Origin of the sequence: Paenibacillus wynnii (assembly GCF_030812855.1) — a bacterium.
Taxonomy (GTDB): Bacteria; Bacillota; Bacilli; order Paenibacillales; family Paenibacillaceae; genus Paenibacillus_AQ; species Paenibacillus_AQ wynnii_A.
In genome coordinates this window covers 1-24,294 of sequence record NZ_JAUSTK010000018.1, presented here as the reverse complement: position 1 = coordinate 24,294, position 24,294 = coordinate 1, and the positions used below count along the sequence as shown (strand labels likewise).

17 protein-coding genes and 1 pseudogene are annotated in these 24,294 nt (G+C 44.3%); 7 read left to right on the top strand and 11 right to left on the bottom strand.

Translation table 11 applies throughout. The features are described 5' to 3' along the window. Nucleotides 1-31 precede the first annotated feature (31 nt). Nucleotides 32-5,941: a GH32 C-terminal domain-containing protein gene (locus tag J2T20_RS16670; RefSeq protein ID WP_307590226.1), complete on the bottom strand. Its 5,910-nt coding sequence runs from the start codon at nucleotides 5,939-5,941 to the stop codon at nucleotides 32-34. 260 nt (nucleotides 5,942-6,201) lie between these two features. Between J2T20_RS16670 and J2T20_RS16665 the strand changes: the two genes are divergently transcribed. Next, entirely contained in the window at nucleotides 6,202-6,324 is a 123-nt protein-coding gene (locus tag J2T20_RS16665) for a hypothetical protein (protein WP_307590358.1), read from the top strand. A 41-nt stretch (nucleotides 6,325-6,365) separates the two neighbouring features. On the opposite strand, the pseudogene J2T20_RS16660 reads toward J2T20_RS16665, so the two are convergent. The 8 genes and pseudogenes from J2T20_RS16660 to J2T20_RS16625 form a co-directional block, all read right to left on the bottom strand. Next, nucleotides 6,366-6,416 (bottom strand): annotated as a pseudogene (locus J2T20_RS16660) (hypothetical protein); the annotation flags it as partial. A 75-nt stretch (nucleotides 6,417-6,491) separates the two neighbouring features. Beyond that, nucleotides 6,492-6,737: a hypothetical protein gene (locus tag J2T20_RS16655; protein WP_036649429.1), complete on the bottom strand. Its 246-nt coding sequence runs from the start codon at nucleotides 6,735-6,737 to the stop codon at nucleotides 6,492-6,494. Nucleotides 6,738-6,863: 126 nt separating this feature from the next. Beyond that, on the bottom strand, nucleotides 6,864-7,871 hold the full coding sequence (locus tag J2T20_RS16650; RefSeq protein WP_307590223.1) for a LacI family DNA-binding transcriptional regulator: 1,008 nt from the start codon (nucleotides 7,869-7,871) through the stop codon (nucleotides 6,864-6,866). Nucleotides 7,872-7,941: 70 nt separating this feature from the next. Then, complete coding sequence (locus tag J2T20_RS16645) at nucleotides 7,942-9,999, bottom strand: methyl-accepting chemotaxis protein (protein WP_307590221.1); 2,058 nt, start codon at nucleotides 9,997-9,999, stop codon at nucleotides 7,942-7,944. A 140-nt stretch (nucleotides 10,000-10,139) separates the two neighbouring features. Further along, a complete protein-coding gene (locus J2T20_RS16640) occupies nucleotides 10,140-11,138 on the bottom strand; it encodes a LacI family DNA-binding transcriptional regulator (protein ID WP_307590219.1) in 999 nt (332 codons plus the stop codon). A gap of 112 nt (nucleotides 11,139-11,250) precedes the next feature. Next, nucleotides 11,251-12,222 carry an ABC transporter permease gene (locus J2T20_RS16635; protein ID WP_307590217.1) on the bottom strand — a complete coding sequence of 324 codons (972 nt, stop codon included), beginning with the start codon at nucleotides 12,220-12,222 and terminating at the stop codon, nucleotides 11,251-11,253. Next, on the bottom strand, nucleotides 12,219-13,781 hold the full coding sequence (locus tag J2T20_RS16630) for a sugar ABC transporter ATP-binding protein (RefSeq protein ID WP_307590215.1): 1,563 nt from the start codon (nucleotides 13,779-13,781) through the stop codon (nucleotides 12,219-12,221). The genes J2T20_RS16635 and J2T20_RS16630 overlap by 4 nt, the downstream gene beginning before the upstream one ends. A gap of 103 nt (nucleotides 13,782-13,884) precedes the next feature. Beyond that, entirely contained in the window at nucleotides 13,885-14,892 is a 1,008-nt protein-coding gene (locus J2T20_RS16625; RefSeq protein ID WP_307590213.1) for an ABC transporter substrate-binding protein, read from the bottom strand. Between the two features lie 658 nt (nucleotides 14,893-15,550). Between J2T20_RS16625 and J2T20_RS16620 the strand changes: the two genes are divergently transcribed. The 4 genes from J2T20_RS16620 (at nucleotide 15,551) to J2T20_RS16605 (ending at nucleotide 19,289) form a co-directional block, all read left to right on the top strand. Continuing rightward, nucleotides 15,551-16,066, top strand: a complete 516-nt coding sequence (locus J2T20_RS16620) for a hypothetical protein (protein ID WP_307590211.1) — start codon at nucleotides 15,551-15,553, stop codon at nucleotides 16,064-16,066. Nucleotides 16,067-16,113: 47 nt separating this feature from the next. Further along, complete coding sequence (locus tag J2T20_RS16615) at nucleotides 16,114-16,512, top strand: hypothetical protein (protein WP_307590209.1); 399 nt, start codon at nucleotides 16,114-16,116, stop codon at nucleotides 16,510-16,512. A 51-nt stretch (nucleotides 16,513-16,563) separates the two neighbouring features. Continuing rightward, on the top strand, nucleotides 16,564-17,133 hold the full coding sequence (dhaS, locus tag J2T20_RS16610) for a dihydroxyacetone kinase transcriptional activator DhaS (RefSeq protein WP_307590208.1): 570 nt from the start codon (nucleotides 16,564-16,566) through the stop codon (nucleotides 17,131-17,133). A 575-nt stretch (nucleotides 17,134-17,708) separates the two neighbouring features. Beyond that, nucleotides 17,709-19,289: an oleate hydratase gene (locus tag J2T20_RS16605; protein WP_307590206.1), complete on the top strand. Its 1,581-nt coding sequence runs from the start codon at nucleotides 17,709-17,711 to the stop codon at nucleotides 19,287-19,289. Nucleotides 19,290-19,360: 71 nt separating this feature from the next. On the opposite strand, the gene J2T20_RS16600 is transcribed toward J2T20_RS16605, so the two are convergent. Then, nucleotides 19,361-20,083: a DsbA family oxidoreductase gene (locus J2T20_RS16600; RefSeq protein ID WP_307590205.1), complete on the bottom strand. Its 723-nt coding sequence runs from the start codon at nucleotides 20,081-20,083 to the stop codon at nucleotides 19,361-19,363. A 187-nt stretch (nucleotides 20,084-20,270) separates the two neighbouring features. Between J2T20_RS16600 and J2T20_RS16595 the strand changes: the two genes are divergently transcribed. After that, nucleotides 20,271-21,446 carry an MFS transporter gene (locus J2T20_RS16595; RefSeq protein ID WP_307590204.1) on the top strand — a complete coding sequence of 392 codons (1,176 nt, stop codon included), beginning with the start codon at nucleotides 20,271-20,273 and terminating at the stop codon, nucleotides 21,444-21,446. Between the two features lie 428 nt (nucleotides 21,447-21,874). On the opposite strand, the gene J2T20_RS16590 is transcribed toward J2T20_RS16595, so the two are convergent. Then, a complete protein-coding gene (locus J2T20_RS16590) occupies nucleotides 21,875-23,191 on the bottom strand; it encodes a glycosyltransferase family 4 protein (RefSeq protein WP_307590202.1) in 1,317 nt (438 codons plus the stop codon). Between the two features lie 382 nt (nucleotides 23,192-23,573). Here J2T20_RS16590 and J2T20_RS16585 point away from each other — a divergent pair. Then, nucleotides 23,574-24,294: RRXRR domain-containing protein (locus J2T20_RS16585; RefSeq protein ID WP_307590201.1), on the top strand; the 721-nt coding region annotated here is incomplete at its 3' end.

Below are 24,294 nucleotides of genomic sequence, written 5' to 3'. Positions count from 1 at the left end.
GGGCGAGCACTCCTTTTGTTGTTTAGTAGTTCTATCGCTGTGACTCCCAAATGCGGTATATAACAACTGCCGCTTCAGCCCGCGTGGTTGTGCCTACCGGGTTCAGCTTGTTGCCGTCTCCCTTGATTACACCATTTCGGACAAGTATCTTAACAGCATCAGCGGCATAGACCGAAATCTGGTTAGCATCCGTAAACTCACTTAGATTTGTTTTCCCAACCGGGTCCGCTATGCCAGCTGCCCTCAGTGCTCTTGCCGTCATAACAAACATATCCTGTCTGCTAATATAATCGTCGGGACGGAGCATTCCGTTGGACCCCAATACGATTCCCATGGCCTCACCGATACCAGCTGCGTCATAATAATAGTCGCTTGCGCTGACATCCTTAAAGTGGGGAGCTTCGCTCGACTTCAGTTCAAGCACTCTGGTAAGAAGGAGCAGGAAATCTCCGCGCGTAAGAAGGTCTGACGGGTTAAACGACTCGGTAGACGTTCCGTTTATCACACCTCTTGAAGCCAATGTTTCTATTTCTTTTAGCGCCCAAGCATGATGATTTAAGTCACCGAATGTTTTTGTATTCAAAGCTAATGCAAAAACACCTGTATGATCAGTTGTAAATATAACTTTGGCGCTTTCTTCATCATAACGGCTGCTCATAACGGCCACCGCTTCACCTTTTGAAGTGACTTCGAACGCAATGATCTGATGGGCAAAAGCAAGTTCTTCCTTTATTGCCTTATCATTCACTTCAACTTTAATAGGAGTTTCAGAATAAGCCGAGGAAATCACTTTTCCTGCCTGTGTGATACTTAGGTCTATGATGGGACGGATTCCAACCAGACCCATTATACTTCCAGCTCCAGAGGGAAGTTTCCCCTCTTTGACCGTAAATTCAACCTCGTCCGTTCCGATCACTTCCGTTGATTTCAACAGATTCCCAGGTATTGTTACCTTCGCTTCCGGAGTAACGACTACCCAGTTTACATCTGCTTTCGCAAATGATAGATATGAAGCCGGCAGTTGCAATACAACTTCTTTTACACCTGCTGTAGCATTTAGAGTTACGAGGATTTCCCTTTTGCCGTTAATATTCTGAGCAGCCAGCTCTATCGCTTTATCGAGAATATCTTTGGTCAAGACCACTGTTACCTTTCCGGATTCGGACGGCGGCCCCGGGATATTAAGGGTTACTATTCCGTTTATAACAGTTATAGATGCCGCTGGGGTAACCAATGTCCCCCCTCCACTACTCACAGGTTCAGTTCCGATCGGCGCTGAGTTTACTGTAATATTTGCTTTCGAAGTGTATCCTCCATAGACGGCTTCAATTACAGTCATACCTGCTTTATGGGCGGACACTATCCCGTGTGCATTCACCGAAGCAATTGACGGATCGGTTGACCGGAAAGTCGACAGATGGGTGACATCAACCATAGGTGCACCTTTTTCATATACGGCTTCTGTTACGGAAACGGCGTTTACTTTTGTCTGATGGCTTCCCCCGGCAGTCAAACTGTACTTTCTGCTGTCTACTCTGATTTTGGTATAATTCTCGTTTCTCCAGATGCTGTTCATCTTATTAATTTGCAGAGATTTAAGCAAAGTGTCTCCGCCGACACTGTACACCTCAAGCCCGTTGCTGGATGGATCCGGAAAAATAAGGTCTGTAATTACGGCCTTTCCGTTATTTCCGAACACTTCCACAGAGGACCAGTCTACAAAAATACGCATTTTGATTTTCCCGTTTTCCAGAGACAATGGAGCTTCGTGTCTGGCTGAAAAATCGGTGTGGAATGTGACGTTTCCGGACTTGGTACGATCGACGAACAGCTTTTGCGTTAAGGTACTATAGCCGATTACCGTTTCTTCATTACCTGATGAACGAGCTTTGAAGCCAAATTCCGTTGTTGCTGCATCCGGCTCAAATTCGGCAATAATCTCAAGCTGATTACCGTATACAGCGCTTGTTACATTAACTTCAGGCGTAATCACCGAATCTGTAAGTTTCATGATCGGCTCTGAAATCTGTGAAAGCTCCGCTACCGGGGTTTGCACAAGCCGAATCCCTTCGGAATACGTCTTCAGTTCCAGCTCACGTGGGATTGACATGGCGCTGCGCCAGCCTTCTGTTGGCGTATTCCCGGCATACCTCCAGTTACTCATCCAGCCTAGCCAGAGAGTGCGTCCATCTTCAATCCCGCTCCAGGAAACACCGGCATAATAATCGCCTCCAAAATCAACCCACTTCAGGTCGGCAGCCGAGTTGACCGGTTGATCCGGCGTAAACGTCGTTCCGTCAAACTCTCCAATGAAGTACATCATGCCCGACCCGCCGCCAGGAGGTTCAGGATCAGTGGCATTTACACCATTCCGATCGCCTACACTAAGGAGCAGTACCCACTTTTTGTTGTTAGGGTCACCATCGATTGCAATTTGAATTAAATCTGGACACTCATATACACCCCGGTGTGAACCTATGGCGTCGGTACCGAACGAGCTGGCATAAGTCCACTCCTTCAGGTTAGGCGATGTGTAAAATTCCACTCTATCTTTGACAGCCAGTGTCATGATCCACTTCGATGTCTCTGCGTGCCACATTACTTTTGGATCACGGAAATCAGCCGACTCTGAAGGTAGCAGTACCGGGTTACCCTCATACTTGGACCATGTTCTTCCTTTGTCCTTACTATAAGCAATACTTTGGACCTGATCCTTACCAGGGACGGTATTATTACCCGCTGCAGTATAGATAGCCACCAAACCAGAGCCCTCTTCATTAAAGAAGCCAGATGTGTTATTCCAATCCACCACGGCGCTGCCCGAGAATATCATCCCGTCTTCATCCGGCTCCATAGCGATTGGAAGCTGCTCCCAATGCACGAGGTCCTTACTGACGGCATGCCCCCAGTGCATCGGTCCCCATTGTGCTGAATAAGGATGGTATTGATAGAACAAATGATATTCTTCTTGGTAATACACCATACCGTTCGGATCGTTCATCCAATTCTGCTCCGGAGTATAATGATATTGCGATCGATATTTTTCTGTATACAGCACTTGGGGTGTATCCAGTTGGAAATCGTCGACGCTGATATAACCGAACGGAGTGTTATCGTTGTTCTCATCCACAATCGCGAGATAGACTTCCTCGCCTACGTACGCAGACGCATCCCAGGTCACTTCCCTGAATTCATCCGAGTTCGATCCGGTAGCCTTAAGCAACGATGTATGATCGGAAGCTCTGATGAGCGCTACATATAGGCGATCTAAGTCCGTACCTCCTCCAATCAGGAAGCTGATCTTACCTTTTCCGTTCAGTTCAAAATTTCTCGATTGAAGGGAACCGATAAGACGGGGATCACCGGATGTTTTCCCGGAGAGGTGATATTCCCCTTCTTGTCCGAGCCCTGAAATACTCTTCACCGCATCACGAAAAGCATCTCCATCAACTATCCACCCTGAAGCATCGCCTGTTTCGAACCCTGAGTTCAGTATTCCTTCAAAAGAATTTACAGTTCTAAACCCGTCAATATTGAGGTGACCGTAACCGCCAGTAGCATTGTCAACTACTCTGAAATAAAGTTCCTCGCCGATATAAGGTGTTGCATCCCATGAAATTTTGGCATACTTCTCATCTTCGCCGCCAGTCGCGGAGAAGAGAACTTCCCCAGTCCGGTCTCTTATTAGCTCCACTTTCAACTTATCGGGCTTATTACCCCCACCCATAAGGAAAGTAATTCTTCCGTCTCCCTCTAAATCTTTAGTACCAGCCAATATGAAATGCGTCGATTCCATAATCCCGGTTCTGTCATCTCCACCGCCCTGGAATCCCCAGAGATGATAGACCCCATCCTGCTTGAACGGCTTGGTCCCATGGTAATCGCCCGTCGATGTTACAGCCCCGTCAAAGGCGTTGCCTTCAACCACTTTCCAGCCGCGAATATCGCCGCTCTCAAAGCTGGGATTCAGAATTTGTTCAGAGACATAATAGTTAAAATCATCTACATTAATTAGACCTTTGTCGGACTGATCCACCACTTCAAAATAAACCTGCTCATTCACATAAGCTCCAGCATCCCAATTCACATTGGTAAAGGAGCCTGAGTCTGTTTTTGCTGAAGCTCTGAACAGCTCCTTTTCATCCGCTGCGCGAATCAGAGCAACATAAAGCTTAGAAGAGTCGTCACCAGCACCTACTATTTTGAAATTCACTTTCCCTTCACCAGACAAGCGGAAGGTTCCAGAAGTAAGTGAGCCTTGCTCAGCTGTATTTCCCTGAACATAATAATTCCGCTGGTACCCGGAGGGGCTTCCGGTTTCCCCTTTTACTACCGAGAAGGCATTGCCTTCTACTGTCCATCCACTAAAGTCGCTTGTCTCAAAGTCCTCATTAGGCATCGTATAAGAGACTGGCTCAGAGATTAAAACATGGAAGTCGTCCGCATTGATATGACCGGTCCCGGTATCGGCTATACGGATAAATACCTTTTTACCCACATAGGCTTTGGCATCCCAGACTACTCGTTTATAGCTTCCTGTGTTGCTGCCTGTAGCTTGAAACAAACTTTCCCCATCATCCGCATTTACCAGTTCAACATATTGCTTACTTACGTCTTCACTACCGCTGATCAGGAAATTGACTTCCCCCGCTCCACCAAGCCTGAAAGAAGCTGATGTTAAGGTACCTGTCTCGTCCTCATCTATCCCCCCCGTGAACAGGTGGAATGTGCCTAATTGCCCGAACGGAAGCTTCGGATCGCCGTATTCGGCCGTGTCGGTAACTGCGTCTTTAAACGCATTTCCTTCCACGGTCCATCCCGTTAAATCACCCGTTTCAAATCCAGGGTTCTCAATATTGTTCAAAACCACATTGTACACATTGAAATCATCCACATTGACGTGATTCCAACCCCCTGCTGCTACATCATCCACCACAAGTAAGTACATTTCCTTTCCCAAATGGGCTGAGGCGTCCCATGCGACACGTGAATAACCCTCGGAATCAGCAAACCCCTTATTGCTGGTGCGCATGATTTCGCTATCATCAGACGTTTCAGCCGTACCTTTAGTCTCCATTAAGGCTACGAATTGTGAAGCTAGATTGCCTCCGCCCATTAGAAAATTAATTTCTCCCGTTCCCCCCAGCTCAAAAGTGGAGGATTTCAAAGTAGACTTAAGCATATCATCCCCCCACAGATGAAAATGCCCATGCTTATTGATCGGATCTCGGTGCCAGTAATTCACTTCCCATTTCACCCGAGAGCTCATATCATCTCCGCTTACTTGAGTCCAACCGGTTAAGTCACCTGTCTCAAAGTCAGGATTAACGATTTCATGATTCGTGACATTCACATGGAAATCGTCAACATTGAGATGACCGTCACCGGTATCTACCACCTTGAGGTAGAGTTCTTCTCCAATATGGGTTGAAGCATCCCAGATTACTCTATGATAGGTTTCGATATTCTCAGTTAGTTCAGGGCCAGTAACTTTATACAAAGGTAACTCTTCTCCGTCCGAGGCTCGGACGAGCGACACATACAGATTATCTATGTCATTATTACCGCCTATCAGGAAATTGATTTCTCCTGTACCTCCAAGCGTAAAGGTTGACGAACGCATCGATCCGATCCTGGCTCCCCGTTCTTCGACCCCCGCTTTCCCCCATACATGATATTTCCCAATTTGATGGAACGCCAATTGATCTCCATAAGACTTATCAGAAGTAACAGCACCCGTGAAGGCATCGCCGGTTACTTCCCAACCTGACAAAACACCGCTTTCAAAACCCGGATTTACAATATCAAAACTAATAGATGAATCGGTTTCAGCTCCATACACAGTAGCCTCTGAGCCTGTAAAACCAAATGAATTCATGAAAATCAGAATAACTGCGAACAAAGATGCATACTCTTTTTTTGTTCTCCGCTTTAGAATCATATTTTCCCCTCTCCGTTCTTTTTTTGATAAAAACTACGTAATCGATTACGTAATCATTAACACTATAAGAGCACCACCCCCTTGGAGAACTGCTGCTTAGAGAATCGGCTTTTCCGCCTTAGAATGAACGGTTTCAGTTATAAGATAACGCTTTCATGGAGATGCGGATCAATGCGTATTTGTTCCTTCTCGACCTCTATTGATTCTTCAATATTGGTGCTTAACAGCAAATGGTAGCCGTGTTGCCGGAGCTTGCTCTGATGCCAGATGCAACATTAGCAAAAAAGAAATTGGAGGTGTCCGATGGCAAAGCAGGAATGATCAATCCAACAGTATTATATATTTGGCTTCTCAAGCTCCTTGCTGCAGAATTGGGCTTATAGTCCAATTCTGCAGCAAGGAATACTCTCATCTTCTTCTCTTTAGAAACGAATCGTGTTTGGTTGACGACATGGGAGACAGTAGCCGTTGACACTCCTGCCAACCTCTGTGACCTTCTTAATTTCTGCAGCCATTAATCCGTCACCTCCATTCACTTAAAGTTCTGCCGTCAATCTCTTTCTCTATCCTGCATGATAAAACGGAACAATAAATCTACATCTTCTGGCTCATGGGCAATCAGCTCAATATTCTCGATATCCGCTTCTTTAAACATTTTGCTTAGGGCAAGATATTGAGACAGTTTAGATTTTAAATTCAGACGATCTCCTTCAGTAGTGATTAACTCCACCACCCCTTTGCATTTATCCAACACCGAGAAGAAACCTTCCACATCTTGAATCTTATAAATTTTCATATATAATTCGCTCCTCCATCTTGTTAATCGATTACGTAATCGATTGTATTATATTTAAATAAAAAAGCGATATCACAACAAGTGTAGATCGCTTTTCAATTCTTTGTTCCTAAGGCATCCTTGATATTAAAAAGAACCCCGAACTATTAACTCTGCAGGCAATCGGTAATCTTCAAACGGCTTATCCGGATGCTGTATCCTGCTAATCATTACTTCCGCTGACTTTCTTCCCAGCTCAAACGATTGCTGTTGGATGACAGATATGGGTGGGTCCATGACTTCTGTCCATTCATAGTCATCATACACAATCACTCCTAGTTGATCTGGAACCCTCAGACCTGCGTCACGGATATACGTGATGACTCCTTTTCCCATGATATTATTGGCTACAAAGAGTGCATCTACAGCCTGTTCAGTAGTCAATTTACGGGTGTATTCATAGCCGTTCTCCTGAGTTCCTTCGCCTATCCATACGAGAGATTCATCGAACTTAATTCCACTGTCCATTAAGGCCGTTTTATAGCCTTCCATCCGTTCATCCACGGAAGTTAACCCTAGTTCGCTAGTGATATAGCCTATCTTCTTATAGCCTTTGTCCACCAGTGCCTTAATGCCCTGGTACGTTCCCTCTGAACTATCTGAGACGATACAATCGCCAAACCTAATTTCACTTTTAGGTTTACGGTCTACGAATACAATAGGATAATCGGCGCTGACACCCTCCTTCTTATATAAGGGAGTCCCCTCCGTCGGTGCAATAATTAACCCGTCGATATTTTGGGTGTTAAACATCTTTATGCAACGCATTTCTTCTTCGTGATTTTCTTGAGAATTGCTGAGCAATAAATGATAACCTGCAGATTTGAGAATGCTTTCAATCCCATTCGCAATGGACATAAAAAAATGGTTAGAGTTATCATTATTTCGGATCGGTACAATCAGCCCTATAATGCCGGATTTTTTGTTCCGTAAGGAACGAGCCACGGGGTTAGGGGTATAATTCAGTTCATCCATCGCCTGTTTAACCTTTAGTACCACTTCTTGAGACACATATCTCGTTTGATTGATCACATGAGATACAGTCGCAGTGGAAACACCGGCATGTTGTGCAACATCTTTAATTCGAGCAGCCATATTAAGAACCTCATCTTAGAGTGTTTTTTATTAACATACTTCTTGATATCAGAACTGTCAATAAAACGCACTATAACCTGAATATTTCGACCGTTTCCCTTAATTCCCCGGCTAGCGTGGTTAGAATTGCCGCACTTGAGGAGATCTCCTGCATGGATGCCATTTGTTCTTCGGTTGCCGCCGATACGGAAGTTGAGCGATCAGCGGAATCTGCTGAAATCTCTGTAATCTTCTCAATCATTTCTATCAGATTTTCCATATCCGAATGGATGAAGCCGATATCATCTCCAACCGCACCGGTATCCTCCGTAATCTCCGTAACAGCCGACACGATGACGTCAAAGGACAATCCGGCAGACTCCGTTTTTTCTTTGCAGAAATGAACAGCTTTCGTGCTACTCTCCATGATTACTACGGCATTCTTCATTTCGCTTTGAACTTCACGAATCAAATTCTGAATTTCCAGGCCTGCTTCCGAAGAATTCTCAGCCAAGCCGCGGATTTCCTGTGCCACTACAGCAAAAGCTTTGCCATTTGAACCTGATTGGGAGGCGATAATTCCGGCATTTAACGCCAGTATTGTAGTTCGCTGCGAAATTTGGGAGACAAGATTTACAATCTTGTTAATTTCTGAAGATTTTGCGCTTAACAATTCGATAATTCGTACAGATTCTTCAGTTTTACTGTGAACATCCTGAATAAGATGTACGGCCTCCTGAATTTCTTCATTCCCTGACTGTGCTTGCTTCAATGTATGCCGTATTAATGATGAAGCAGAAACCATCTTATCTGACATCACTTTCAGCCTTTCGTGGGTGTCCTGTATCTTAACGTTTGCTTCATTCATCTGATTGACCTGAACACCGCTGCCAACGGATACCTCCTGAATTTGGCAAGAGATCTCTTCAGCCGCTTTTGCCGTTTGTTCTGTACTCAGCATTAACTGAACGGACGTATCCGCAACCTGATCGGAGCTGCTGTACACTTTTCTTAAGACTACGTTTAACTGATGTACCATTCCATTCAACTGCTCAGACATGTTGCCTAATTCATCCGCTGAACCAATATCGATTGTATTAGTGAAATCCCCATGGGCCATACTCTCGGCAAATCGGTTTACCTTTTTGATTTGGCCCGTAAGATAACTGGAGAATACATAGATAAGGATAACTACAAAGAGCATAGCCCCTGCAATAATCAGGATAGATTTCACCAGCAGGTCATTTAGTGGCGCAAACAGTTCGGACTCCGGAATAACCATAGCCAACTTCCATGAGGTTTCTGGTACTTCCTGATAATAAACACGATAATTATATCCATTGTCCTCATAAAAAGTTGACCCCGATGCATTGTCTAATATCCTCTTTCCCGCCTGTGAAAGGCTCGCATTGGAATCATTAGCAACATTTGCTGTCAGCACCTTCTTCTTGTCTTTATCAAACAGATAAGTACCCTTTTTATCAACTAGAAGTGCCCGGCCAGTTGTACCTGCTTTTATATTTGAAACAATGCTTTGTAAATGATCAAAGTTGATATTTGCTGTAACAACCCCTTTGAGTGTTCCATCAAAGTGGTAAAAGGGGGCAGCTGTTGTTAATATGGTCGACTTAGAATTCTCATCATAATAGGGATCGGTCCACACTATTGTATCCGCTGTATCCATGGCGATTTTATACCATGACTGGTTGGGATAATTGTAGGATTCTGTATTATAATCTTCTGAATATAAAATCTGACCGTTAAACCGATAGGCGTAGGAACCGAAAAATTTCAAATAATCTTTATATTGATAAGGTTCGTACCATACCCCGATGCCAAACGTTTCTTCATTAGTAGATAAATACTTTCCAATAAGCGAATACATCTTATCTTTAGACATGACATCCCCGGCGGATTCAACAGTACGCGCCAAAGTCTGGGGCAGCTTCATATGGGAAACCAGCTTCGTCTGCATCTCCTGAATAGTAGAATTCAAGAGATATTGCATTTTGGTCTCGATCTCTTTGTTTATCAACTGTTTGGAGTTCTGGTAAGTAAACCAGGAGAGGACGGTCATGGTTAATAGCAGCATCGGTAAAGTAAACATCAGAATTTTTAGCCGGAGTGATTTAATCTGGAATATCTTCATATGGGTTACTCCTTGAAATCTACTTATAAGGCATGACATAATATTAAATGTATAATGTGACCATTATGCGGAATCAACCAAGGGTGAATCTGAACGACATCTATTTAGCCGTAGGTCGTCCGGATTCGCTTCTTTATCGTTCAAAAAGAACCTCGTACAACTAATTCCGCCTCCAACAAATGTCCCTGGCATTTGGATCCAGACCGTTTTATACGTTTAAGCATAATTTCCGCCGCTTTTCTCCCCACTTCGCTGGAAGGCTGACGGATAACTGATAGGGGTGGATGAACTATTCCTGTCCATTCATAATCATCAAATCCAATTAGTGCTATGTCGCCGGGAATATCATAATGGTTCTCCTTCAAATATTTTACGGCTCCAAGACTCATAGCGTTATTAGCTACGAAGACTGCCGTTATGGCTTCTTGTCCGATTAGTTCCTTGGTCATCTCATACCCCGAGGCCCTGTTCAAGTCGCCTATCCGAATATACTCCTCATTGAACCCAATGCCATAGTCCTCTAAAGCCTTTCGGTATCCATTAAACCGGTCTTTACTTGTAGGAATATCCATCCTTCCTGCAATAAATCCTATCTTACGGTGTCCCTTTTTAATTAAGGCTGAAACTCCGTTGTACGCACTTTTCATTCCATCTACCAAAATCCAGTCTCCTGTTACCCCCTCAGGTCTTCGGTCAAAGAATACAATAGGGTAATTACCAAATAGACTACAATTGTCACGGGTGATTCCGGAGGTAGGGGCAATTATCAGACCGTCAATGCGCTGCGTATTAAACATTTTTATCCGCTCAATCTCCTCGATTGGATCTTCATGCGAATTGCTTAATAATAAATGATAGCCATTTTTACGCAGAACATCTTCAATTCCATTAGCTACAGAAATAAAAAAGTTGTTAGAATTGTCGTTAGCCTTAATCGGTACAATTAATCCGATTGTATTTGATTTCCGGCTTCGGAGAGACCTCGCCACCATGTTAGGGATATATTGGAGCCGTTTCATGGCTTCCTCAACTTTCAGTTTCACTTCATCCGACACAAATTTGGTATCGTTAATTACATGTGAAACTGTAGCTGTTGAAACCCCTGCTTCCTTAGCGACGTCTTTGATTCTGATTGTCATCCTTCTCCCAACCCCCTTATTTCACCTTTGAGTCCTTCCTAGTTAGATAAGAGATATCCCTGCCAAATCAACCTCAAGATGAACTGACAGGGATACACTTAAAACGGGTGGACTAATTGCGAAGCTTATCCAAGAGTACAGCAATTACAATGACAAGCCCTTTTACAATCATTTGCCAATAAAAATCAACATTCAGCAGCGTTAGACCGTTACTTAAAACAGCCATAATCAATACGCCGATAATCGTTCCCTGAATTCGTCCTACCCCACCTACAAAGCTCGTTCCTCCCAAAATAACAGCCGCAATGGCATCCAGCTCAAAGCTCACGCCGGCATTCGGTTGACCGGAGATGACGCGACCAGCCATTACCACACCAGCGATACCGGCCATCAGACCACTAATGGAATATACGTTAATCAATGTCTTCTCCACTTTAATACCGGTTAAGCGGGCGGCTTCTTCATTACCGCCAATAGCGTAAACGTGGCGACCGAACATCGTGTATTTTAATACAAAGAACATAATGACATAAACGACCATCATAATGTAGATGGGTGTCGGGATACCAAGAATGGAACCTGCACCGAAAAAAATGAAAAACTTATTCTTTAGCACCAAAGGCAAACCACCGCTTATAACAAAAGCGATCCCCCGGAGATATGTCATGCTGCCAAGAGTAACGACAAAAGCAGGCAGCTTCGTAACCGCTGTAAAATACCCGTTAATTACACCGGCCAGGTAACCTGTCCCTATTCCAGCAAGCATCGCTAGCAAAGGAGGGAAGCCCGCATTAGACAACATTACGGAAATAACACCAGATAATGCAAGGGTAGAACCAACCGATAGGTCAATCCCTCCGGTGAGAATAACTACGGTCATCCCTGCAGCGAGTATCGCCGTAATGGAGGATTGCTTTAGGATATTCAGTACGTTATTAACCTCTGTAAAATAAGGAGCGAATATAGCCATGATGATACAGAGTAATATCAGGATAATCAGCATGCCAAGCTGATTCCAGACCGGCAGAACCTTCTGCTTCAACGATACGGAATTACCCGATGAGAGTTGTGTATTTGGATTCATTTTTTTATCTCCCCTGTTGCAAAATACATTATTTTTTCCTGGGTTGCTTCTTCTTTGGACAGTTCTGCCTTCAGCTTCCCTTCATGCATTACGAGAATTCGATCGCTTACTCCAAGGATCTCAGGGAGCTCCGAAGAAACCATCAGCACCGCTAGTCCTTTTTCCGCTAACTCGCATATGATTTTATGAATCTCAGTTTTCGCCCCTACATCCACTCCACGTGTAGGCTCATCCAGCAGCAATACCTTCGGGCCGATGGATAACCAGCGGGCAATAACGATCTTCTGCTGATTTCCTCCGCTAAGGCCCATTACGTTCTGTTCAGTGGAGGCTGCGCGGACACCCAGATCCTTCATATACTTGTCGATCTCAGCGTTCATGCTCGCATATTGAAGAACTCCGCCTTTGCGGTAAAGATGCATCTGGTTCATAATCATGTTCTCTTTGACAGAAAGATTGGGGAATAAACCTTGTTCCTTTCTACTCTCCGGTACGTGTGCAATGCCATGCTTCATCGCTTCAATTGGCGACTTTATGTTCACCGGCTTACCGTTCAGCTTGATTACTCCGCTTGTCATTTTACTGATACCGAATATGGCTCTGATTAGCTCCGTCCGTCCTGCACCAACTAAACCTGCCAATCCAACAATCTCTCCTGGATAGATTTTCAGGGAGATGTTCTTGACAATCCCCTTATCGCATACATCGATGAGTTCTAGAACAGGTTCTCCCTGTGGAGTGACCGGCGGGGAGAATTTCTTCTGGAAAAGGTCGTTTAAATCTCTACCGACCATTTGCTTAACAAGCTGTTCGGGATTGGTTTCTGCAATCGGGTGACTGGAAATCCATTGACCGTCACGGAGAATCGTACACCGGTCTGAAATCTTGAAAATTTCATCCATCCGGTGAGAGATATAGACGATAGCTACACCTTTTTCTCTTAGATCGTTAATGATGACAAATAACTTGTCGATTTCTTTATCGGTCAATGAAGCTGTGGGCTCATCCATAATCAATACTTCAGAATTAAATGACAGTGCCCTGGCAATCTCTACAATTTGCTGCTGGGCAACACTCAGTTCCGATACTCTGAGCTTTGGATTTAAATCAGAACCAATCGATTCCAGGACTATTTTCGTTTTTTTGAAAATCTCATCCCATTGCACAAGGCCCAGTTTATTCTTGGGAAACTTGGTTCCCATAAGAATGTTTTCGCCGATCGTCAGATTCGGTGACAAGCTTATTTCTTGATGAATGACGCTGATCCCTTTCCCTCTTGCTTCTAGGGGGTTGTGCCAAACCATTTCTTCACCTTTATAAATGATCCTGCCGGAGTCCGGGCGATAAATGCCTGCCATAATTTTCATTAGAGTTGATTTTCCAGCGCCGTTCTCACCCATTAAGGCATGGACTTCGCCTTTGTGCAGCTCCAGATTAATATTGCGGAGTACCTGTACACCTGAAAAGGATTTATGAATAGCTTCCATGCTTAGGATGATTTCTTTCGAACGGTCTTCTTTGGACGTCCGATATAATTGTGAATCTACTGCAGAAGACACAGTCAATTCCTCCTTCACTCCCATATGGCCTCAATTTTTGAATTTGGATCTATACAGGTAAAGCAGGTGGTGCCCTAAGTAAGGACACCACCGGAACTACCTTTTACCAGCCTCTGTAAGAATCCACGTTGTCTTGGGTAATCAGTTCTACCGGAATCAGGATTTGCTGTTCTACTTTTTCACCATCAAGAATTTTGATGCCGATTTCTACCGCTTTCAGAACCATTTCATTAGGGAACTGGGCAGATGTTGCTGCGAAGGCTTTCTTTTCTTTCAGTGCATCAACAGCTTCAGGTGCACCGTCAACACCTACGATAAAGAACTCATCGCCTCGTCCTGCTTGTTCTGCGGCAATTTTTACGCCCACACCTTCAGGGTCATTAATAGCGAATACTGCGTTGATTTCCTTATTCGCTTGAAGAATGTTCTCCATAACGCTTAGAGCCTTCTCACGGTTTCCTTCTCCGTTTTGCTTGGAAATTACTTTAATATCGGGGAAAGCTTTAATTCCTTCTTCAAATCCTTTAATTCGGTCTGTTACAGCGGATACCGGGGGACCGTCAATAATAACAATATTGCCTTTTCCTCCAAGACGATCAGCAAGGTACTGTGCTGCCAGTGTTCCGGCCATCACATTATCAGACATAACGACGGAATCAATTCCACCATCAGCAGAACCGTCCACACAAATTACGGGGATGCCGGCAGTTTTGGCTTGTTGAACGGCTGCAGCGATGCCTTTGGAATCAAAAGGACTCAGAAGAATCAGGTCTACTTTTTTGGTAATGAAGTCTTCAATTTGCGCCGTTTGCTTAGCGAGATCCTGATCAGCACTTACAGTTATAACTTCAGCGTTATATTTGGTTGCTACTTCTTGAGCACCTTTGGACATTGCCACAAAGAACGGATTGCTTAGTGACGGCACAGTCAAACCTATTTTGAGCTTCTTCGCTTCCTTATCCGGTTCCGCAGTTGCAGCTGTATCCGTTGTATTCGCCGCTTTATTCTCTCCTTTATTGTTCGAAGCTGTATTATTATTTGAGGAACAAGCGGACAGCACAACTAGAAGAAACACAGAAATTAGGATCATTAAGGACTTAGTATTTTTCAATGGAATACCTCCAATAATTTTTATAAAAGCGTTTTCATTTCATTCAAAATATGTGACGCTTTGCAGTTGAAATCAACCATGAGTGAATCTGGACGATATCTATTTAGCCGTAGACCGTCGAATTCGCTCCTTATAAGACACCTCCCCTTTTAAAATTTCCGATGCCCCCTGAATCTCCTATCACTTTAATCTTCCTGACCACCCCCTTAAAGTAATAATTCCAGTAGAAGCGCTTACATTAAGCCGTTATAAACGAAAGTTAATATTATCCAGAGAATATTAACTTTGACTCTTTATGCTCATTTATGACTACTATATATCATTTAATCGATTACCTAATTATAGTCTGAATTATAATCTGCTTTTTTTGCACTGTCAATTAAAAAAAATGAGCAAAAACATTCAAATTTAAGTTTCTTCGAAAATAACTAGATAATCCAACTTTGTAAAATGGTTCAATAAAGTATTTCTTCTAAGCACCTTATACAGGAGCCTCCAAAAAAGGCATCACCTGCTCCTTTTGTATCGATGGCCGTAACTTCAAAACCAGGAACAACAACAGACTCCGCCTCTTGATGCAGCAAGCCCATGCTTTGAAACATTATCAATGCTTTTAGCGTCATGATACAATATAAAGAAACAAAAGAAGGTGCCCGTCGTGTTCCACCCCACAGTCTTCGAAAATGTTAAGTATGCTTTTGAAAATCAGATCTATGATTTGGACAATCTGGATGGGGTTATAGAAGTTACAGATCGCGCAGATCTGCTAGATTTGGCCCTGATGTCCAGGGAATTCAGGGTTTCCTTTCGATTGAAGGATAGCGAAAAAGTAACCGCCCAAGTTGTACTATTTTCCTCTATAAAAGATTTGGGAGATGAGATCCTGGAAGTTCCCGGAGCTTCTCCCGGCTGCATGCTGCTGCTTAGATTTTATATGGAAGTCGAAGATGAAAGTGATCAATGCGAGGACATTCAAAATACACTGTTCGCCATTTGGGGCCCGGATTTACAGCCGGTTCAGACCTTGAGCTTTATCTACGAGCAGGAACAAGAGACCTGTAATAATACCATTGAACTTAAGTTCAAACGCCAGATTAATGAAGATCAGATGGAGGATATTCCCGAGCTGCTAAAGCATATGATTCAGAGTGCAGAAGAGCTGGAAACCCTCTAGTCCTGGATTAGACAGCATGATACCTTTGAGATCGGGGTGGGTCAAAAATGAACATTATGCCTCCTGTAAAAAGCAAAAGCTGGTTCATATGGTTTGGAGTTTATGGACTGGTGCTGTGGATGCTGCTGAGTCTCTATCGATTTGCTTTTCTGGGTCAGAGTATGGACATCATTATAGTGCTTCGCTTTGCACTCTTTGCCTTTGTTGTCTCCGGTATCCTTAACGGTTTCGGATGGCTGGGTGCGCGCTACTTGTGGCTGCTCTCCACTGCTGGCATTACGCTCGGGATGATATTAATGTATGCGTACACTTCAAGGGATCTACAGGGCTGGGAGGATCTCGCCGGGTTTCTGACCTTTGTCGTATTTATGGTTGGAGGATTTGCAATCGGTCTGGTAGTCGAAGGGATTAATTTGATTATGAAGCGGCAGCGCAGGAACCCGTAGTTGTGACCTACCCTTAAGCATTAAAATTCTGCTCTTAAAGGTGTTGTTACCGTGTCCAATTCCTTCCTAACCAAAAATGCGCTCGCCCATTCGTTAAAAAGCCTTATGGAACATACACCGCTCAATAAGATTTCCGTCAAACATCTGGTGGATGATTGCGGATTGAACAGGCAAACCTTTTATTATCATTTTCAGGATATATTCGATCTTCTTGGCTGGATTTATAAGACTGAAGCGGTCGAAAGCATCGCCCAATATCGGAGCTACAATACGTGGACGGATGGATTTTACCGTATCTTCTGCTATATCGAAAGAAATAAAGCCTTCTGCTGCAACACTTTGGATTCCCTGGGGCGAAACCATCTGGACGCTTACCTGTACGAAGTGACGAATGACCTCATTATGGGTGTCATTAATGAACTGGCCTCGGGACTTGAGGTGAGGGGCGAAGATAAACGGTTTATTGCGAACTTTTATACGCTGGCATTCACCGGCCTCATGATCCAGTGGATGAGAAACGGTATGAAGGATGAACCGAAACTGATCATTACGAAGCTAAGCGGACTGATTGAAGGAAACTTCCTAAAGGCCTTGCACACATACGAGAAACGACCGTCGTAACCTTTGGGTTCGGCGGTTTTTTTATTGCTTATCAGTTGAATATGCCGGGTTGGGTTGGGTTGACCAATTTACAGGGAAAAAATCCCTCTAATTGAGCATTAGCGTCTTTTAAAAATGAATTAGAGGGATTTTTTCCGTCTAATGTTGAGATACACAAGGATATATGCCCCATTTGAGCGGATACGGCAGGATTAGTAGGAATTTTTCCCTCTAAATGTTCAAACATTGGTCTTAATCCAAAATTAGAGGGGTTTTTTCCCACTAAATTAAATGCTCACGCGCGCAAAGTTTAAGGAGTAGAGTTCCGACAAGTTTAAGTTCTCAAAGTTCGGGAGCGCTGTTATTTCGATTACACGTTCACAAAATTATCCGCGCACACTTAATTCGAGTCCACATGCTCAATGTCGGACATGAGAGCTCTCCCATGGTATGCACATTTTGTCTAAAAGCTAGACACTTTCCCCCAAGTGACCAAAAACCTTACACTCCTGCGGTTTTGATTATACCCGCTGCGTCAGCCTTGTATTACATTAGGTTCATGAAATAGCAATCAGTAACCTTTGGAGGCGACAATCGTGAAAAAAGAGTACGGTAATCAACAGGTTTATTTTGTCGGCGGCGGAATTGCATCACTTGCGGGTGCAGCATACCTCGTCAGAGACTGTGACTTTCCGGGACAGAACATTCACATTATTGAAGAAATGAAAATTCTCGGTGGCAGCAACGACGGTGCAGGCGATGTCGAGGAAGGTTATGTCATTCGAGGCGGGCGGATGCTTAATGATGAAGCCTATGAAAATTTATGGGAGCTGCTCCTGACCATTCCTTCAATCGATCATCCGGGGATGTCCGTTAGAGAAGAAATTATAGCCTTTGATACCGCCAATCCAACACATTCCAACGCCCGGCTCGTAAACAGCAAGGGTGAGGTCGAAGATGTTCTGTCCATGGGCTTCGATATGGCTGACCGGATGGCATTGGGGAAGCTGATCCTTACTCCTGAAGATAAAATGGGCAAAGCGCGGATTAACGACTGGTTCGCACCGCACTTTTTCGAGACCAATTTCTGGTATATGTGGGCAACTACCTTCGCTTTCCAGCCTTGGCACAGCGCTGTTGAATTCAAAAGATATATGATTCGCTTCATTCATGAATTCCCAAGAATACAAACCCTTGAAGGAGTAACCCGAACTCAATACAACCAATATGATTCCATCATTCTGCCGATGCACAAGTATCTTGAACCCTTCGGCGTAGACTTCACTCTAAAATGCACAGTAACGGACCTCGAGTTTAAAGACGGCGACGGCATTACAGTGACTAAGATGAACGTACTGCGGGAAGACGTAGAAGATGTAATCCATGTGAACGAGGGCGATCTCGTAATCGTCACGAACGGTTCCATGACTGAGAGTTCCAGCCTCGGCTCCATGACTTCCGCCCCACAATTGAACGGCAAGGGAAGCTCATGGAAGCTATGGGAGAACATCGCTGCTAAAAAGCCGGGTCTCGGCAATCCTTCCTCCTTCGACGACCATGTAGACGGATCGAAATGGGAATCTTTTACCGTAACCTTCCAGGATTCCAAATTCTTCGATCTGATGGAGAAGTTCTCGCGCAACCGTGCCGGAACCGGCGCTTTGGTTACTTTCAAGGATTCCAGCTGGTTCATGTCTATCGTAGTGGCTTTCCAGCCGCATTTCCGCAATCAACCGGAGCATGTGAAAGTGTTCTGGGGTTATGGACTGTATCCGGATAAGGTCGGCGATTTTGTGAAGAAAAGAATGTGTGATTGTACCGGGGAAGAAATTATGGAAGAGCTGATCGGGCATCTCCATTTTGAGGAGCATAAGGACGAAATCATGGCTTCCGCCAACTGTATTCCTTGTATGATGCCATATATCACCTCCCAATTCATGCCTAGATTGAACAGTGACAGACCGAAGGTGGTTCCTGAAGGCTCGACAAATTTGGCGTTCGTTGGGCAGTATTGCGAAATCCCGGATGATGTAGTCTTTACTGAGGAGTACTCCGTGCGGGCAGCCAGAATTGCGATATATACACTGCTTGGCATCAACCGGCCGATTGAACCGATCAACCAGTATCAGTTCGATGTAAGAACGTTGTTCACGAGCTTTGTAACTTCTTTTAGATAACAGAACCTATGTTAAAAAAGGCGAAAGCATGAGGAGTCCTCTGCTTCGCCTTTTTCATAACAATTAAACCGTTAAATGCCGCAAGAGCCGTCCGAGCAGCCGTCCTCGGAAGAAGCTTTTGAAGAATCAGTCCCTACTAGCTGCAAACCTGGAGCCTTCTGCTCCTCCGCCCATACGGTATCTAGAACCTCCGTGAATACAGGACCGGGTTGTGCACCCGAGATCGCATACTTATTATTAATTACAAAGAACGGCACACCAGTGACTCCCAGACGCTGCCCCTCCTCAATATCTCCGTTTACTTGATCGGCATAAGCATCTGATTCTAGCATATCGAGCGTTTCTTGCTCATTCAAACCGATTTCACCAGCCAACTGTGCCAGTACAGACCGATCCCCAAGATTCACCGAATCCGTAAAGTAGGCACGCAGCAGTCGCTCCGTCATTTCTGCACCTTTCCCCTGCTTACTTGCATAGTGGGTCAACCGGTGGCCGTCAAAGGTGTTGGTGGACACAATGCTGTCGAATCGAAAATCCAAACCGACACCTCTAGCCTGCTCCGCCAGCTGTTCATTCATCGCTTTGGCTTTATCACGGGTCATTCCGTACTTAGCCGCAAGCATATCATGAATATCCGGGTTACCATGTACCTTTGCCGATGGATCTAATTGAAAGCTGCGAAAAACAACTTCCACCTGATCACGATGCGGGAACTGGCTTAATGCATTCTCAAGTCTTCTTTTACCTATATAACAGAACGGACAGGCATAATCGGACCAAATATCTATTTTCATGTAGTTAGCCTCCTATTATTCAATTACTAAATATTCGTCACTTACTATTATATAGTTAAATGATCAAAATTACAAATTTCATTTTCTCTAAATATTTCAAGTTTTGGATGTTGATCTTTCTCTCTATATGCTGTAGTTTAGGCAAGTAACGTATAGATACTATTGCTGTATACAGGGAGAGATATTCATGGAGGTCCAATCACAAGAGAAGCATAAAAACTGGCCAATCGTACTGCTGCTTCTGCTTATGTACGTTATTGTGGCGATGAGCGACAACTTTAAGGGCATTTTTGTTCCACTGTTTAAAGAGGATTTTGGTGTCAGCAATACGCAGATCGGTTATGTTCTCACAGCATGCCTGTTTATGTATGCCCTTTTTCAATATATCGGCGGGATTTTAATTGAAAGATTCGGCTACAAAAAAATCATCTCACTCGGCATCATTATTGCTATGGGTGCATTAGTTCTGCTGGTGACCTGTAAATCCTTTTGGGTTCTAGTCATAGGCTTATCGATCCTAAACTCAGGAATCGCTATGTTCAATGTTGGGGTAAATACTTTGGGACCCGTTATGACAGTGGCTTCAACGGCTGTACTTATGAATTTCGTTAATTTCTCCTATGGAACCGCGAACACAACGATGCAGCAAGTCACGGGAAGTCTTTTGAAAAAAGGGGTTCAGTGGCAGACGTTTTACCTTATTATGCTATTCTGCTGTGTGGCCCTGTTCATTTACTTGCTGCTGCTGCGGATTCCTTATAAGCCGCAAACCGGCGGAGGCAGCTTTAAAAAAAGGGAGTTGTTTCACAACAAGCTGCTGTACTTATATATCGCGGCCATCGGCTTTTATGTAGCTGCAGAATATGGCATCGGCAACTGGTTCGTCAATTATATGAGTGAAGAATTCTCTTTGGATGCGGAGCGCAGGGCGCTTTATATGACCTTGTTTTTTGGCCTGATGACCTTTGGAAGAATCTTCGGTGGCTTTATTGCCGACAAATTGGGCTATTTCCGCAGCGTTCTTATTTATGGGTCCATTGCTTCGGTTCTGTGTATTATCGGGATTTCGTTGGGAAAAAGCGGATTGATTCTATTCGCCGCTTCCGGCTTGTTCTTCTCCCTGATCTATCCAACCCTCATGAGTACAATCCGCGGAACCTTTAAGGAAGGCGCCTCCTATGTGACCGGGCTAATTCTGATGTGCGGCACACTGATTGCCATGGCGGTGAATCTGTTGATCGGCATCGCCAATGACAGCATTGGTGTATACTACTCCTTTTATATTGTAGCCGTCTGTTTGATACTTAGTACCTTAGCCGTGTTGCCAATACGAAAGTGGGCCGTGCTCACTTCTTCCGAATAATTTACTAAATTAAATTCAAACCGCTTCTCTCGATGTGGACGCTCCGCGAACGGACCGTTGTTACAATCGCTGTGCTCTCCAGATTTTTTATCATTCCCCTTAGCGGTGAAAATCCGGACACAGCTTATGCTTTCGAAGCTAGTTTTCCTTTGGAAAACTTTCGGGCGACCGCTGCCGCTTTTCCACAATCGTTCCGTCCTCTCCGCTGCTTTGAGCAGAAAAAGTTTTTACAATCCTTCAAAGACCCAAGGATAACTTTCCACTTAAATCTACCTGTAAAAAAGCTAAAGGTCACGGCAAGTAACCTAGTGGAGCAGGCCGCTAGGGATCAAAAACGAAAACTAGCCAGTCTCCAATGCCCGGAGACTGGCTAGTTTTTTAGCTTCTTTTACAGCTTTAAAGTGCAAAAGATTGTCTCATTCGTATATCTACTTTCGAGACAGCCCCTCTAATAAGGGAAGTTTCGGAATTACAATGCTCTCTGATACGCCGCTTATGGGCCACCATCTCATCGCAGCCTCACGGCCTACGCTTTCCTTAAACAATTCAATTAATTTGGTGCTCGTAATCTCTTCCGAATAGTTCAAGCGGACAATTTCTTGAGCGTTCTCCCCCATGGCTTCACGACTCTTGTCATCCTCCAACAGCTTCTGCAAAGAGGCCGCAAGGCCAAGCGGATCAAGATTTTCCACTAACAGTCCATTCACTCCGTCTTGAACCAGACCTCTTACACCCATAACATTAAATGCCACCGTTGGAAGTCCGCATGCGCTGGCCTCTAGAATAACCAAAGGCAATCCTTCATAACGTGATGGGAGTACGAATAATTCGGAGGCATTATAATAGTTGGCAAGTATCTCCTTGTCTCGTATGGATCCCAGCAAAATGACTCTATCCTCCAACCCCTTTTGTACGATCAACTCTTTTAAGCTCTGCTCATCAGGCCCGCTGCCGGCGATTAATATTTTCAGTCGAGGGAATTCCTTCAGCTGTTCTGCCGCCTCCACCAACAGGGAATGGCCTTTCTGATGCTCAAACAAACGGCCCACGGTGATGATATATCGGGTTTCCGGGTCGAGTCCCAGTGCAGCCTGGGCTTTTTTCTTATCCCTTAAGTAAAAGATTGCTGAATTCACGAAGTTTGGTACAAGCTTTATCCGTTCAGCCATATTCGGAAATTGTGCAACCATATTGCGGTGCTCATCCTCATTAAGTGTGGTTAGGAAAGAAGCCTTATGCAGCGTACGCTTTTTGATAGGCATAATCCATTTATGAATACTGCCTCCGTGATAGGCGGCAATGATCGGTATATTCAGCTGTTTGGCAGTAAGTGCTAGCCTTTCAAATCGGCCGGAAGCATATTCCTGAGCGTAAATCAGGTCAATTCCATCTTCCCTCAAAATATCAACCAGACTACTCTGTATCGTGGACACATACTGCGAGACATACTTGCCGATGGGTGTCCGATGTGAAAAGGGAATGGCGCAATAAGCCTTATAAGGCTTGCTCACCGGTATAAATTTAATCGTACAATCCACCACCCCATGCCGGTAGGTCCGAACTTGGCCACCCTTCTGCGTAAAATTGTAAATCGTCGTACGGATTCCGCTCTTGTTCAAGAGCCGTGCATAATCAAAGGAAAAATCGTTGTGATAGGAACTTACATACTCTTCCTCACTCAGACCTAATCCTTTAACGAAGAAATCTTCAAAGTAATTGGTGTGCATAAAAATGCCAATGTGCATACGGACCCTCCTTTTCCCAGATGGGATGGATTTTTGGATATTTGTATTCATTATAAACGCTGGATTAGTGATTAAAAGTAAACGAAAGTGGTATATACGTCCTACTTTTGAGGGAGTAAAATTGAGGAAAGACCATAAACCTGTATGTCAACTACCCACCACTTAAACGGTAAAACGTTATGAAGTGGGGGCTTGAAAAAGCCCTAGCTGTCTAGCCTTAGCTTTAAGCTACGTTGGGCATGTCAATACGGCTTGGTGTAATTCTCTAGCACCTTTGTCGTTCAGGCGCTGTAACAGTTCTGTTGGGTCGGAACGGTCAACCTGAGGCACGAAGCATGTCAAACATTGGCGAAGGGAAACAAACTCTAAGGAGGGACGAAACATGCGTGTATTCGTCAAAAACAAAAGAGGAGAGGCACTCATGCCCTGCTCGGTAAGAAAAGCTAGGCTTTTACTTAAGCAACAAAAAGCAAGAATTGTCGGTTATCAACCGTTTGCGATTCAATTGACTATAGCCACAGGCGAGACTGTTCAAGAACTTCACGTCGGTGTCGATACAGGCGTAAAACACCTCGGCATCGCTGTCATCAGCGAAGATAAAATCTTCGCTCACGGCGAAATTGAATTCCGTCAAGATGTTAGTTCGCTGCTCGAAACTCGCAAAACGTATCGCCGAAGCCGTAGAAATCGAAACACGCGCTACAGACGCTGCAAATACAAATTTAATACCAAACGTGTTTTTGATAAGAAAAAGAAAAAGTGGATAAAACCCTCCATTTCGCTCACGTCCAAACGTCCAGAAGGCTGGTTACCGCCTTCGCTTGAAAACCGCATCCAGCATACCTTTCGGTGGGTGGACACCTTTACGAAGCTGTTACCACATCCAAAGCTTCAACTTGAAGTCGGGAAATTTGATGTGCAGAAAATGATGAATCCTTTGATCCAAGGCAAAGAATATCAAGAAGGAGAAACCTTCAGCTACCACGAGGTTCGCTATTACGTGTTTGCTCGGGACCACTATACGTGCCAAGTCTGCAAAAAGAAAAACAAAATCCTAAACACCCACCATATCATCTACCGTTCGCATAAAGGCAGCGATCGCG